Source organism: Alteraquisediminimonas sediminicola (assembly GCF_019740335.1).
GTDB classification, from domain to species: Bacteria; Pseudomonadota; Alphaproteobacteria; order Sphingomonadales; family Sphingomonadaceae; genus Alteraquisediminimonas; species Alteraquisediminimonas sediminicola.
Window position 1 is genome coordinate 330557 of record NZ_JAHXZS010000001.1, and the last position, 13979, is coordinate 344535.

A 13979-nucleotide genomic window follows, 5' to 3' on the forward strand; every position below is an offset into this window, starting at 1 on the left:
CAAGCATCCATTATGCATGTTTAAGCAACCCCGCATCTGTGATGCAAATTTAACCAACAAGGAGAGGCCATCATGTATTGCGTCCAGTGCGAACAGAGCAACAAAGGTGGTTGCGCGGTCAAAGTCGGTTCCTGCGGCAAGACGTCTAACGTTGCCGATCTGCAAGATATTCTGCTCCGCCTAATGCTCGGCGTGTCGGTTTATGCCGACCGCGCGGCGCAACAGGGCGCGCGTGATGCGGAGGTCGATGCCTTTACGCCTTATGCGTGGTTCACGACCCTCACCAACGTCAATTTCGACCGGACCCGCTTCATAACCCTGATCAATCAGGCATTGGACATGCGCGACCGCGCCCGTGCGTTGGCTGAAAAAGCGGGGGCTGACCTCAGCAACCTCCCCCAGCCCGCCACTTGGGCCGTGGGCCGCAGCGAAGAAGAACTGCTCGCCGCCGCGCCGATGGTCGCTATCCAGAAAGACATGGACCGTGATGGCCCGACAGTGGTGGGCCTGCGCGCGCTCATCCTTTATGGCCTGAAAGGCACCGCCGCTTATGCCGAACATGCCCGCGTGCTGGGCAATGAAGAAGCCGCCGTCAGCGCCGGTTTCCATCGCATCGCCGCGTTTTTGGCCAGTGACCCAAGTGATGTCGGCCAATTGGTCGCGGAATCGATGAAGGTCGGCGAGTTGAACCTCAAGGTGATGGAATTGCTTGATGCGGCCAATACAGGGCGTTTCGGCCATCCGGAAATCACCCATGTGCGCATGTCGCCGAAAGCCGGCAAATGCCTGCTCGTATCCGGCCATGACATGGGCGATCTCGAAGCCATTCTCGAACAGACCAAGGGCAAGGGCATCAACGTCTATACCCATGGCGAATTGATGCCCGCCAATGCCTATCCGGGCCTGAAGAAATATGCCCATCTCGCGGGGAATTATGGCGGCGCATGGCAGGATCAGCAGCGCGAATTCGCCGCCTTCCCCGGCGCGATCATCATGACGTCCAACTGCCTGATCAACCCGGAAATTCGCGGCTATGCCGACCGCATCTTCACCGCAGGCCCGGTGGGTTGGGAAGGCATTCCCCATCTCACCAATCATGATTTCTCGCCTGCCATTGCGCGTGCGCTGGAATTGCCGGGTTTTGAGGCCGATGCCTCGGAAGAAACCGTTATCGCCGGTTTTGCCCGCAACACGGTGATGGGCGTGGCCGACACGTTGCTCGACATGATCGGCAAGGGCGAGGTCAAGCACCTGTTCCTGATCGGTGGTTGCGACGGGGCGCGTCCGGGGCGCAATTATTTCCATGATCTCGCGATGGCGACGCCGTCCGACAGCCTGGTGTTGACGCTCGGCTGCGGCAAGTTCCGCTTCAACCGCGAAGATCTGGGTGACATCAACGGCGTGCCGCGCGTGCTTGATGTGGGCCAGTGCAATGATGCCTATTCCGCCATCCAGATTGCCGTGGCAGTCGCTGGCGCATTGAATGTTGGGGTGAATGACCTGCCTTTGTCGATGGCGATCAGTTGGTTCGAGCAAAAGGCCACGGCTGTCTTGCTGACCCTGCTTTCGCTCGGCATCCGCAACATTCACCTCGGCCCCACCCTCCCGCAGTTCCTGACCCCAGAGGTGCTGCAGGTGCTGAGCGATAATTTCGCTCTGAAGCCCACCGGCAATGTCCAGACGGATCTGGCCGGTATGCTGAAATTGGCAGCGTAACCGCCATTCTCCAATAAAACGGCCCGGCAGTCACAAACTGCCGGGCCGTTCTTCATTTGGGGGATGCGCCAATGATCCGGCGAAACCCAAACTATGCGAATCAACGCGTGGCGTTATATTTCAACTGATCAGCCGTCAGTTGGAACCCAACCAGCAGTTCAAAGCTGGCATTGGCAAGCACAGCCTTCACCTCTGGATCGGACATCGGATCGACGGCAGCATCGTCATCGCCCGCCTTGCGCTTTTTGTTGATCCGCTGTTCGATGGCGGGCGGCAGGCTGGCATCCGCCACTGCGACATGGGCCGAGGCGGAACCGGTGGTCGCCGCGCGTTCATCGCCCGCCGGGAAATTCAGTTCGACATTGGCGATATGCTTGGACACGATCTTGGTGCCAGCACGCATCACCGTCGCGAAATATGGCAGCGTAATCGACCGCACACCGCTTGCATCCGTGCGACGCGCCAGCACATCAAAGCTGGTGGTGACGACAAGGTCGCTGCCTTGGGTCACGCAGGTCGACTTTACGTTCGTGATCGTCGCGACCACATCGATGGCGCGGCTATCGCGGCTGTTGGCCGGATTGAACAAGGTTACATCGCCAGTATATGCGGGAATCGCAACCGCCGGACAGGCCGAACGCGTAATCCGCAGCCCCCCGGTTTCATCCAGCATGTCATTGCCGCCGCATCCGGCAAGGGCAGTGAGGGAGAGCATCAGGGCTAAAGTTTTGGTGGGGCGCACGTGAACATCCTTGGCGTTGTTTTGCGGTCATCATAGGAAGCCGCTTTCAAGCAGGCAAGCAATCGCGTAGAGGCAACGCCCATGGCCGTCGAGAAAAAACCGCTGCAACTGATGATCGCCGCCCCCCGTGGCTTTTGTGCGGGCGTGGACCGCGCGATCCGGATCGTCGAACTTGCGATCGAAAAATATGGTGCACCCGTCTATGTGCGCCATGAAATCGTCCACAATAAATTCGTCGTCGATGGGTTGAAGACGCGCGGCGCGATCTTTGTCGAAACGCTGGATGCGGTGCCGGATGGCGTACCGGTTGTATTTTCCGCCCATGGGGTGCCAAAGGCCGTCCCAGCCAAGGCGGAGGCGCGCGGCCTGTCCTATTTCGACGCGACCTGCCCATTGGTCTCCAAGGTCCATAGCCAGGCCGAACGCATGGTCGAACAGGGCCGCCACATCCTGTTTATCGGCCATGCCGGGCATCCGGAAGTGATCGGGACATTCGGTCAAGTGCCGGAAGGGTCGATGACGCTCATCGAGACAGAGGAAGACGCTCGCAACGTCACTCCGGATGATGCGCACGCGCTCGGTTTTCTGACGCAAACGACCTTGTCGGTCGATGATACCGCCCAGATCATCGCGACGTTGCAACAGCGATTTACTGATATTCAAGGCCCGCGCGGCGAGGATATTTGCTACGCCACCTCCAATCGTCAGGCCGCAGTCAAGGCGATTGCCCCACAATGTCAGGCCTTTCTCGTCATCGGCGCGCCCAATTCATCGAACAGTATGCGACTTGCCGAACTCGCGGCGCGCGAAGGTGTGAAATCGCGCCTCATCCGCCGCGCCGATGAGATCGATCTGGATTGGCTGGATGGGGTAACGTCGCTCGGCATTACCGCCGGGGCATCTGCACCCGAAATTTTGGTGCGCGAAGTAGTCGAACATCTGGCCCAATATTTCGATGTCACCGAACAAGAAATCACAACCGCGCGCGAGACGATTTCGTTCAAGCTGCCGCGCGGCCTCGATCAGGCCTAGAGGCTGTCATGTTTACCGTTATTTCCGAGCCGGGAAATGTTCCATTTCCCTCGAAATCACTCTGAGGAGCGAATATGGCCGTTTATACGCAGGTTTCCGCCGAAGCCATGTCAGCCCTGCTGGCGCAATATGATAATGCCGGGCAGTTGAAATCCGCCAAGGGCATTGCCGAAGGCGTCGAAAACACCAATTATCTGGTCGATACCGATCGCCAGCGCTTCATCCTCACGCTCTATGAAAAGCGGGTGAATGCCGATGATTTGCCATTTTTCATGGCGCTGCTCGATCATCTCGCCGCCGCAGGCTTGCCAGTGCCGCGTTTCATTCCGGACCGCAACGGGGTGCAAATCCAGACGGTCGAGGGTCGTCCGGCCTGTTTGATTGAATTTCTGTCCGGCGTGTCGCTCTCCCATCCAAATGTCGCCCAATCACGCGCGGCGGGTGAGGCGCTGGGCCGGATGCATGATGCGGTCGGCAGCTTCCATCTGGAACGTCCGAACAGCCTCGGGCCGGAAGGCTGGAAATCTTTGGCGGTCCAATGCGGCGCCAGTCTTGATCAGATTCAGCCCGGCCTCGCCACCCGCATTGAGGATGAAATCGCCTATATCGACCGTTATTGGCCGCGCGATTTGCCGCGTTCGGTCATTCATGCCGATCTGTTCCCGGACAATGTCCTGATGCAGGGCGACAAGGTCACCGGGTTGATCGATTTCTATTTCGCTTGTTCGGAAGTCCGGGCGTGGGATGTGGCGGTCACCCATGCCGCTTGGTGCTTTGAAAATGACGGCACCGGCTTTGATGCGGCGCGTTCGCAGGCCTTGCTCGATGGCTATGATGCGACCTTCGGCCTGTCGCAGGAGGAGCGCGCCCATTTCCTGACGCTCGCGCGCGGCGCGGCGCTGCGCTTTACGCTGACGCGGGCGTGGGATTGGCTGAACACCCCGGCGGATGCAATGGTCACGCGCAAAGACCCCCTCGCCTTTCTCCGCCGCCTCGATTTTTACACGGATGCGACACTGGCGGATCTTGGCCTGTGAGCGATGGGCCTGTGAGCGAACGCGTCGAAATCTTCACCGACGGGGCCTGCAAGGGCAATCCCGGCCCCGGCGGCTGGGGCGCGATCATCCGCTTTGGTGCGCATGAAAAGGAAATGTCGGGCGGCGAACCGGCAACAACCAACAACCGCATGGAAATGATGGCGGTTATTCAGGCATTGGAAGCCCTCACCCGCCCTTGCGATGTCGTGGTGCATACCGACAGCAAATATGTGCTGGATGGCATGACGAAATGGATTCACGGCTGGAAACGCAATGGCTGGAAAACCGCCGATAAAAAGCCGGTGAAAAATGGCGAATTATGGCAGGAACTTGATCTCGCCGTCGCCCGCCACAAGGTCGAATGGGTGTGGGTGCGCGGCCATAATGGCCATGTCGAGAATGAACGCGCAGACGGGCTTGCCTCTGCCGCCGCGCATCTTCAGCGCAGTTATTGAATAACGGGCGTCCACATGGCACGCCCGTTTTCAGGTCTCAAATCCGGGTGACATTGCCCCAGATGGCGTCATGCGCAAGATTGTTCATCAGCGCTACTGCCAACGCCTCTGCCGAACGCAAGGTCGCAGGATCTTCACCTGGAAACGCCTTTTCGCGCATCTTGGTGGCCGTCGCGCCCGGATCGATCACCGCGACCCGCACCGGCGACAGGTTCTTCACCTCTTCGCCATAGCACAAAACCAACGTTTCCAGTGCTGCCTTGGACGCGCCATAAGCCGCCCAATAGGCCCGTGGCTTGCGCCCGACCGAAGAGGTAATCGCAATCACCCGCCCCTGTTCGGATGCCCGCAGCAACGGATCAAATGCCCGCAGCAACGCCTGGTTGGCGAGGACATTGAGCGTCAGCACGCGGTTGAACTCCGCCCCGTCAATCGCCGTGACCGGCGTCAAGGTGCCGAGCATCGCCGCATTGAGGACGATCATATCGATCACCGGCCAGCGCTGCTGCACCGCCACCGCCAGACGGGCGATGCTATCACCATCCGCCAGATCGAGCGGCGCAATCGTCGCCGTACCACCTGCCGCATGAATATCGGTTTCGACCTGCTCCAGATCGGCGCTGCTGCGCGCGACCAGAATGACATGCGCCCCGGCCCGACCCAGTTCACGCGCGATGGCCGCGCCAATGCCGCGTGAAGCGCCGGTGACGATCGCGGTCCTGCCCTTTAGTGCGAGTGCCATCAGTGAACAGCGTCCGCGATCAGTGACAATTGATCTGCCGGGCCGACATCATCGGCATCGGTCAAAGTCGTCGGATATTCGCCGGTAAAGCACGCATCGCAGAATTGCGGACGCGCGGCGTTGCGGCTGGCGACGCCTGCGGCCTTATAGAGGCCATCGACCGAGATGAAGGACAGGCTATCGACCTTGATATAGTCGGCCATCTCAGCGACCGTCATCTGCGCGGCCAGCAATTTCGCGCGTTCTGGCGTATCGACGCCATAATAGCAGCTATGCTTGGTCGGCGGGCTGGCGATCCGCATATGGATTTCGCGCGCACCGGCCTCGCGCAGCATCGCCACGATCTTGAGGCTGGTCGTACCGCGCACAATCGAATCATCAATCAAGACGATCCGCTTGCCGTCGATCAGCGCCTTATTGGCATTATGCTTCAGCTTGACGCCCAAATGGCGCACCTGATCGCCCGGCTGGATGAAGGTCCGGCCCACATAATGCGAACGGATGATGCCGAGTTCGAACGGGATGCCCGATTGCTGGGCATAGCCAATCGCCGCAGGGGTGCCGCTATCCGGCACCGGCACCACGAGATCGGCCTCGACCGGATTTTCAATCGCGAGCTGCGCGCCGATGCTCTTGCGGACCGAATAGACCGAGGAACCGTCGACCAGCGAATCAGGGCGCGAGAAATAGACCTGTTCGAATATGCACGGGCGCGGTGACAAATCGCCAAAGGGGCGAATCGAACGCAGGCCCGCTTCGGACACGATCACCATTTCGCCCGGATCGATCTGACGGATAAAGCTTGCGCCCACCACGTCCAGCGCGACAGTTTCCGATGCGAAGATATAGCTGTCGCCCAATTTACCCATCACCAAGGGCCGGATGCCAAGCGGATCACGACAGGCGATCATCCCTTCCGGCGTCATGCAGATCAGTGAATAGGCTCCTTCCACCCGCTTCAACGCATCGACGAAGCGATCAAGCAGCGTACGATAATTGGAGGTCGCGACAAGGTGGATGATGACTTCGGTATCGGAGGTCGATTGGAAGATCGACCCGCGCTTCACCAATTCGCTTTTCAGCGCGATGGCGTTCGAAATATTACCATTATGCGCAATCGCAAAGCCGCCCGACGACAAATCGGCATACAACGGCTGCACATTGCGCAGCGCGGTTTCGCCCGAGGTCGAATAACGGACATGGCCCGCCGCAACCATACCCGGCAAACGGTCGATCACTTCCGGACGGTCGAAATTGCCCGCGACATGGCCCATGGCGCGATGGCTGTGGAATTCCTTGCCATCCCAGCTGGTGATGCCGGCAGCTTCCTGCCCACGGTGTTGAAGCGCATGAAGGCCGAGGGCGACCATCGCCGCCGCGCCGGGCGCAGAGCCCCACACGCCGAAAACGCCGCACTCTTCGCGCAGCTTGTCATCGTCGAAAGGATGAGTGGTGAACATCAAATGGTCCCGCCTGATCGCAGTTGCAGCTACAGCCGCAATTTGGGGCTGCACGCCGAAGTTGCAAGCCCTATAGAGCGGTAAGACTGATTTGTCCTCCCCTGATTTACGCCTCTCGAACCGGAATGATTTAATGGCTGACAATAACCGGGAAACCGGACTGGAACTCGATCCGAAATTCAACGCTGACGGCCTGATTACCGCCGTTGCGACCGATAAGAACACCGGCGAGGTGTTGATGCTCGCGCATATGAATCGCGAGGCGTTGGACCTTACCATCTCCTCTGGCGAGGCATGGTTCTGGTCGCGCAGCCGGGCATCCTTATGGAAAAAAGGCGAAACCAGCGGCCATATATTGCGCGTTGCCGACATTCGGATCGATTGCGATCAGGACGCGGTCTGGTTGATCGTCGAGCCGCACGGCCCGGCCTGTCATACAGGTGCCACAAGCTGCTTTTATCGTCGTGTGGTCGGTCAGGGGTTGCAGCGCATCTGATCTTATCAGGGAAGCGTGATTGGCCCTTTTCTCCACCGACCCTGCACTATAAGAGCGACCAACCAGTAATTGCGGAGCTTATTTTCATATTATGCATAGTTCGCTCCGGCTCCTGACTCGCCGCCGTTTTCTGCCGTTGTTTGCCACGCAGTTACTGGGCGCATTCAACGACAATCTGTTCAAATCGGCGATGGTCATGCTTGTCGTCTATCGGATTTACTCCGATCCGGCGACGGAAATGGCATTCAGCGCACTTGCCGGGGCAATCTTCATCCTGCCTTATCTGGTGCTGTCCGCTTCTGCCGGACAATTGGCGGATTTCCGCGATAAGGCGCGACTGATCCGCATCATCAAGACGGCGGAAATTATCATCATGATCGGTGGCGCAGTGGGGTTATTGTTCGGCAATCTGCCGTTGCTGCTGCTCGCCTTATTCGCGATGGGCGTGCATTCGACCTTCTTTGGCCCGATCAAATATGCGATTTTGCCGCAACATCTGGAAAGCGATGAAGTGCTGGGCGGCACCGGGCTGGTGGAGGCCGGGACCTATATCGCGATTCTCGGCGGCACGATTTTCGGTGGACTGATGCAGGGCGCCGTCAATAGCGGCGACCTCCCCCATTGGTCGGTCGGCGCGGCGGTGATCGCGGTGGCAGTCGTCGGGCGCTGGATTGGCGGCATGGTGCCGCCCGCCCATCCGGAAGTGCCGAATCTGCCGGTCGATCATCATCCGATCCGCCAATCGATCCGCCTTGTGTCTGCGACCATGCATATCCCACGGCTGTTCCTTGCGATCTGGGCAATCAGCTTTTTCTGGGCGATGGGTGCGATCCTTGCAGCGCAATTCCCGCCGCTAGTGAAGAATGAATTTCACGGCGATGAAAATGTCGCCACCATGTTTCTCAGCATCTTCTCGATAGGCGTTGCCATTGGCTCGGTGGCCGTAAACCGGCTGTTGAGCGGCCATGTTTCGGCGCGTTATTCTCCGATTTCCGCGATTGTCATGGGCCTGTTCGTGCTGGACCTTTATTGGTCCGTCAGCCATTGGCCGATAAGCAATGGCGCATTGTTGACGGTCGGCGAATTCATCCGCCTCGGCCATGCCGACCGTGTGCTGCTCGACCTGTTCGGCGTCGCGGTGGCGGGTGGCATGTTCGTCGTGCCGCTTTATGCGTTCCTCACCACGACCGTCCCCAAATCGGAAACGGCGCGGACGGTGGCTGCAAACAATATCGTCAACAGCGGCGCAATGGTGCTTTCCGCCTTACTGCTCGCCGTCTTGATGAAGATCGGGGTCTCGATTGGCGGCACGTTGCTGATGGTCTCAGCGGCCAGCCTCATCGCCGCCTATCTGGCACAGCGCCTGCACCGCGCCTGTGACTAAAGCATCATCAGGCGATCAGGGCTGAAAAGAACAGAAATCCCGCACCGAAGGCGAGAAGAAACAGCCGAATATCCGATGATCTATCGGGGCTGAAACGACCCATCTCTCCGGTCGCATCGACAATTGGCGCAGCGCGGTACATGCCGTCATGCTCGCTATCAAGGACCAACGCGCGTTTCATGCACACTGGTTAACCGATCATTTACCAGATGCGCCAGACTGAAAACTGGTTAACCCAAAAATGGCCCCACACCTGCCCTCATTTGAGGGCTGGCATGAGGCCAATCCGTCATTACGTCAAATAATCAATCCGCAGGCAGCAGCATCTTTTCAGTCGCCGATTCGATCATCGCCTTTTGCAATTTCTCGAATGCGCGCACTTCGATCTGGCGGACGCGTTCGCGCGAGATGCCATATTGTTCGGACAATTCTTCCAGCGTCTTGGGATCGTCGGTCAGACGCCGTTCGGCCAGAATATGCTTTTCCCGGTCATTCAACACGCCCATTGCCGACACCAGCATCGCATGACGCATGGTCCGCTCTTCGATATCGGCGATCTGCTCATCTTGCAGCGGGCCGGTATCGGCAAGGCTATCCTGCCATTGGCTGTCGCCATCTTCGCCGATCATGACGTTGAGCGAGGCATCCCCACCCATCGACATGCGCCGGTTCATATTGGTGACTTCTTCTTCCGACACACCAAGGTCGGTCGCGATGCGCTTGAGGTCTTCAGGCTTGAGATCGCCCTCTTCCAACGCCTCGATCTTCGACTTCATCCGCCGCAGGTTGAAGAACAATTTCTTCTGCGCCGCCGTGGTGCCCATTTTCACCAGGCTCCACGACCGCAGGATATATTCCTGAATCGACGCCTTGATCCACCACATCGCATAGGTCGCGAGGCGGAAACCGCGATCCGGTTCGAATTTCTTCACGCCCTGCATCAGGCCGATATTGCCCTCGGAAATCAGTTCCGACGTCGGCAGGCCATAGCCGCGATAGCCCATCGCAATCTTGGCCACGAGCCGCAGATGCGAGGTCACGAGCTTCGCCGCCGCATCGGGATCACCGTGCTCGTTGAAGCGTTTCGCCAGCATATATTCCTCTTCCGGCGCAAGAATCGGGAACTTCCGAATCTCCGAAAGATACCGGTTAAGCCCCTGATCCGTCGCCAGAGCCGGAATTGTCGCGGGCATCTTTTTGCCGCTTGCCATTGTTCGTGTTTCTCCCTGACCGACAGACGATATGGATATGCCGTCGTTCATTTCAAGACAGTCTTATAACACCAGTTTGCTGAATAATTCCTGCATATCTTGATGCATTTTGCTTTCGAACCGCAAAGTTTCCCTTGTCACCGGATGAATAAAGCCCAACACCGCCGCATGCAGCGCCTGTCGGGCAAAGCCCAAATCGGTCAGAATCGACTTATGATCCGACCGCGTGCGGCCATAGACCGGATCGCCCAGCAACGGATGGCCGATGCTCGTCATGTGCACGCGCACCTGATGCGTCCGCCCGGTTTCAAGCTGACATTCAACCAATGCGGCATTTTTGAGCGGCGTCACGACCTTATAATGGGTGACGGCATGTCGGCCCCGCCCTTCCTCCTGCACCGCCATTTTCTGGCGATTTTGGCTGGAACGACCGATCCAGTTATCGATGCGGCCAGATAAGGGCATGGGCATACCGGCGACGATGGCCTGATAGCGCCGCTCGATGCTGTGCTTGGCAAATTGCGCGGCCAGCCCTTCATGCGCCTTGTCGGTCTTGGCGGCGACCATCAGTCCGGTTGTATCCTTGTCGATCCGATGCACGATGCCGGGCCGCGCCACGCCGCCAATGCCGGATAAAGACCCGGCGCAATGGTGCAACAGCGCATTGACGAGTGTCCCGTCATAATTGCCCGCCGCCGGATGGACCACCAACCCCGCCTGCTTGTCGATCACGATCAGATGGTCGTCCTCATATACCACGTCGAGCGGGATATCCTGCCCGACCAGATCCATCGCCACGGCAGCCGGGAAATGGACGGCGAAATGATCGCCCAATTTGACCTTGCGGCCGGGATCGCGGGCCGCGCCCTTGCCTTGTTCCTCGACCTGTCCGGACGAGATCAGCGTCTTCAACCGTTCCCGCGAATAAGCAGGCAACGCCGCCGCCAATGCGCGATCGAGCCGCCACCCGGCCCAATCTGCATGAATATCGACATGTTCTACACTTGCACCTTGATGTTCCATTGCCTAGCCATGGCCGCATGCAGGTTCAGATTGCAAGCACGCTGTTGATGGAATTGCTCGAAGCCGCCGCTTTATCCCCCGATCAGGAGATATGCGGGGTGTTGCTGGGCAGCCCGGATGTAATCGAAAGCGCCGCCCCTGCGACAAATATTGCCGTCGATCCCGCGACAACTTTCGAGATCGATCCAGCGGTACTGTTCAAATGCCATCGCGCGGCACGCAGCGGCGGGCATCAGATCATCGGATATTATCATTCCCACCCATCGGGTGCGCCCGAACCATCTCGTTGCGACGCAGAGCGCGCAGACGAGATGGGGGCCTATTGGCTAATCATGACGCCTGACAAACTTTATGGTCTGTTTCAGACGGTGGCACAGGGACCGATCCACGATCGATTTACCCGGTGCGTATTAGTGGCCGGATAAGCAGCCCGGCCTTTAGGTTTTGCCCTTGGGATAGAGCGGTTTGGGGGGCGGGTCGGCACATACATGGTTGGGGACCATAGGGATGTTTGCGCCAACCCGCCTCAATTGAAGCGGAACACTTAGGAACGCTAATAACTATGCATCGCCCGTGCCATTTTGCATAAATCACGCAAATCGGCGGGCATTGATGGTATATGGAGATTAACCGACACCCCCAATTGTCAAAAATTCCGACAGTCCCGCGATTATTGCCCGCATTGCCCCCCTTCACATTCAGGGTGCGTGATGCCACATCATCCGGCATGAACCAGTCTGAGCAAGCGCCCTATGGCATTATCGAACGGATCAGCCCCTTGGTGGGCCGTGTGTTGGCGCCCAATCCATCGGCATTCAGCTACACCGGAACCCAGACCTATCTTGTCGGCACAGAAGATCTGGCGGTCATCGACCCCGGCCCCGATGAGGAAGATCACCTCAACGCCCTGATTGCCGCGATTGCCGGCCGCCCGGTCAAGGCGATCATGTGCACCCATACCCATCGCGATCACAGCCCCGCCGCCGCCCCGCTCGCCAGCACATTGCGCGTGCCGATCATCGGCTGCGCCCCGCTGTCGATTGAGGATGACGGCCCGCGCGCCGATGCGGCATTCGATACGAGCTATGCGCCGGATCAGATACTTGGCGATGGCGAGAGCGTTACGGGCGAAGGCTGGACATTAAAGGCGCTCGCTACGCCCGGACATACTTCCAACCATCTGTGCTTCGATCTGGTCGAAGAACAGGCCCTGTTCACCGGCGATCATGTCATGGGCTGGTCGACCTCGGTCGTATCCCCGCCAGATGGCGACATGACCGATTATATGAACAGCCTTGCCTTGCTGATGGAACGCAAGGATGTGGTCTATTATCCGGCGCACGGCCCCGCCGTCGATCGTCCGCAGCGGCTTGCCCGTGGCCTGCTCGGCCATCGCAAGCAACGCGAAGGCCAGATCATACGCGAACTGGAACGTGGAGTTACCTATATACCGGACATGGTGGCAAAGATGTATAAGGGCGTCGACGTCCGCCTGCATGGCGCGGCGGGGCGTTCCGTACTGGCCCATCTCCTTGATCTGTCGCGCCAAGGCCGGGTGCGGCAACAGGGCGACCATTGGGCGCTACAGGCTTAAGCTTCGACAACTCGCCATAGCGGTGGGCGCATCCTGCCATTATGAGAGACGCCAAGAATCGATGCCATATTTGGAAAATGACTAAAATGACCATCTCGACCCCGATCACCTCGAACACCGAATTGCTGACCGAGATCAAGCGGCTGAAACAGGAACGCAATGCGATCATCCTCGCCCATTATTATCAGTCGCCGGAAATTCAGGACCTCGCCGATTATGTCGGTGACTCGCTTGAACTGTCGCGCAAGGCGCAGGCAACCGATGCGGAAGTGATCGTGTTTTGCGGCGTGCGCTTCATGGCGGAAACCGCGAAAATCCTGTCCCCGGAAAAGATCGTCGTGTTGCCGGATATGGATGCCGGTTGTTCATTGGAAGACAGCTGCCCGCCCGATCAGTTCAAGGCGTTTCGCGAGGCCCATCCGGACCATATCGCCCTCACCTATATCAATTGCTCGACCGAGGTGAAGGCGCTGTCCGACATCATCGTCACCTCCTCCTCCGCCGAAAAGATCCTGAGCCAGATCCCGGCGGATCAGAAGATCATCTTCGGCCCGGACAAGCATCTGGGCGGCTACCTCGCCCGCAAGACCGGGCGCGACATGTTGTTGTGGCCGGGCGTCTGCATCGTGCATGAAGCATTCAGCGAAACCGAACTGGTCAAATTAAAGGCTCAGCACCCGGACGCGCCGATTGCGGCTCATCCGGAATGCCCCGCCCATATCGTCGCCCATGCCGATTATGTCGGATCGACCAGCGGCATTCTCGAATATGCCAAGAACATGCCCGGCGACACGCTGATCGTCGCGACCGAGCCGCACATCATCCACCAGATGGAAAAGGCGATGCCGGACAAGACCTTCATCGGCGCGCCCGGTGCGGACGGCAATTGCAATTGCAACATCTGCCCGTTCATGGCGCTCAATACGCTGGAAAAGCTCTATCTCTGCCTGCGCGACCTGAAACCGCGCGTCGAAATCGAGGAAGGCCTGCGCCTTCAGGCGAAAAAGAGCCTCGACCGGATGCTCGAATTGGCCAGCGCCAGCGTTGGTCAGGGCGATCTCGGCGCGAAGAAATAAGGGATAGCGAC

At 58.7% G+C, this 13979-nt stretch carries 15 protein-coding genes; 9 read left to right on the forward strand and 6 right to left on the reverse strand.

What is annotated here, in order from left to right; all coding sequences use genetic code 11:
* Positions 1-72: 72 nt before the first annotated feature.
* Positions 73-1716, forward strand: coding sequence for a hydroxylamine reductase (hcp, locus tag K6117_RS01730; RefSeq protein WP_221792044.1), 1644 nt, complete (start codon positions 73-75; stop codon positions 1714-1716).
* A 100-nt stretch (positions 1717-1816) separates the two neighbouring features.
* Here hcp and K6117_RS01735 read toward each other — a convergent pair whose 3' ends face one another.
* On the reverse strand, positions 1817-2458 hold the full coding sequence (locus tag K6117_RS01735; RefSeq protein ID WP_343211725.1) for a hypothetical protein: 642 nt from the start codon (positions 2456-2458) through the stop codon (positions 1817-1819).
* A gap of 81 nt (positions 2459-2539) precedes the next feature.
* Here K6117_RS01735 and ispH point away from each other — a divergent pair, with 81 nt between their 5' ends.
* From ispH to rnhA, 3 genes are all read left to right on the forward strand, one after another.
* Positions 2540-3490: a 4-hydroxy-3-methylbut-2-enyl diphosphate reductase gene (ispH, locus tag K6117_RS01740; protein ID WP_221792045.1), complete on the forward strand. Its 951-nt coding sequence runs from the start codon at positions 2540-2542 to the stop codon at positions 3488-3490.
* Between the two features lie 74 nt (positions 3491-3564).
* On the forward strand, positions 3565-4527 hold the full coding sequence (thrB, locus tag K6117_RS01745; protein WP_221792046.1) for a homoserine kinase: 963 nt from the start codon (positions 3565-3567) through the stop codon (positions 4525-4527).
* Positions 4524-4982, forward strand: a complete 459-nt coding sequence (gene rnhA / locus K6117_RS01750; RefSeq protein WP_221792047.1) for a ribonuclease HI — start codon at positions 4524-4526, stop codon at positions 4980-4982. The genes thrB and rnhA overlap by 4 nt, the downstream gene beginning before the upstream one ends.
* A gap of 37 nt (positions 4983-5019) precedes the next feature.
* On the opposite strand, the gene K6117_RS01755 is transcribed toward rnhA, so the two are convergent.
* Complete coding sequence (locus K6117_RS01755; protein ID WP_221792048.1) at positions 5020-5724, reverse strand: SDR family NAD(P)-dependent oxidoreductase; 705 nt, start codon at positions 5722-5724, stop codon at positions 5020-5022.
* Positions 5724-7184: an amidophosphoribosyltransferase gene (purF, locus tag K6117_RS01760; RefSeq protein ID WP_221792815.1), complete on the reverse strand. Its 1461-nt coding sequence runs from the start codon at positions 7182-7184 to the stop codon at positions 5724-5726. The genes K6117_RS01755 and purF overlap by 1 nt, the downstream gene beginning before the upstream one ends.
* A gap of 133 nt (positions 7185-7317) precedes the next feature.
* Here purF and hisI point away from each other — a divergent pair, with 133 nt between their 5' ends.
* Together hisI and K6117_RS01770 are read left to right on the forward strand one after the other, a co-directional pair.
* Positions 7318-7680, forward strand: a complete 363-nt coding sequence (gene hisI / locus K6117_RS01765; RefSeq protein ID WP_221792049.1) for a phosphoribosyl-AMP cyclohydrolase — start codon at positions 7318-7320, stop codon at positions 7678-7680.
* A gap of 91 nt (positions 7681-7771) precedes the next feature.
* Entirely contained in the window at positions 7772-9064 is a 1293-nt protein-coding gene (locus K6117_RS01770; protein WP_221792050.1) for an MFS transporter, read from the forward strand.
* Positions 9065-9071: 7 nt separating this feature from the next.
* Here K6117_RS01770 and K6117_RS01775 read toward each other — a convergent pair whose 3' ends face one another.
* The 3 genes from K6117_RS01775 to K6117_RS01785 form a co-directional block, all read right to left on the reverse strand.
* On the reverse strand, positions 9072-9245 hold the full coding sequence (locus K6117_RS01775) for a hypothetical protein (protein ID WP_221792051.1): 174 nt from the start codon (positions 9243-9245) through the stop codon (positions 9072-9074).
* 124 nt (positions 9246-9369) lie between these two features.
* The gene (gene rpoH / locus K6117_RS01780; protein WP_221792052.1) at positions 9370-10275 is read right to left on the reverse strand and encodes an RNA polymerase sigma factor RpoH; all 906 of its coding nucleotides are present in this window, start codon (positions 10273-10275) and stop codon (positions 9370-9372) included.
* Positions 10276-10338: 63 nt separating this feature from the next.
* Positions 10339-11298: an RluA family pseudouridine synthase gene (locus K6117_RS01785; protein ID WP_221792053.1), complete on the reverse strand. Its 960-nt coding sequence runs from the start codon at positions 11296-11298 to the stop codon at positions 10339-10341.
* A 17-nt stretch (positions 11299-11315) separates the two neighbouring features.
* Between K6117_RS01785 and K6117_RS01790 the strand changes: the two genes are divergently transcribed.
* The 3 genes from K6117_RS01790 to nadA all read left to right on the forward strand — a co-directional run bounded on the left by K6117_RS01790 (position 11316) and on the right by nadA (position 13968).
* Positions 11316-11723 (forward strand): M67 family metallopeptidase, encoded by a 408-nt coding sequence (locus tag K6117_RS01790; RefSeq protein ID WP_221792054.1) that lies wholly within the window; start codon positions 11316-11318, stop codon positions 11721-11723.
* 302 nt (positions 11724-12025) lie between these two features.
* The gene (locus K6117_RS01795; protein WP_221792055.1) at positions 12026-12892 is read left to right on the forward strand and encodes an MBL fold metallo-hydrolase; all 867 of its coding nucleotides are present in this window, start codon (positions 12026-12028) and stop codon (positions 12890-12892) included.
* 86 nt (positions 12893-12978) lie between these two features.
* Positions 12979-13968 carry a quinolinate synthase NadA gene (gene nadA, locus K6117_RS01800; protein WP_221792816.1) on the forward strand — a complete coding sequence of 330 codons (990 nt, stop codon included), beginning with the start codon at positions 12979-12981 and terminating at the stop codon, positions 13966-13968.
* Positions 13969-13979 lie beyond the last annotated feature (11 nt).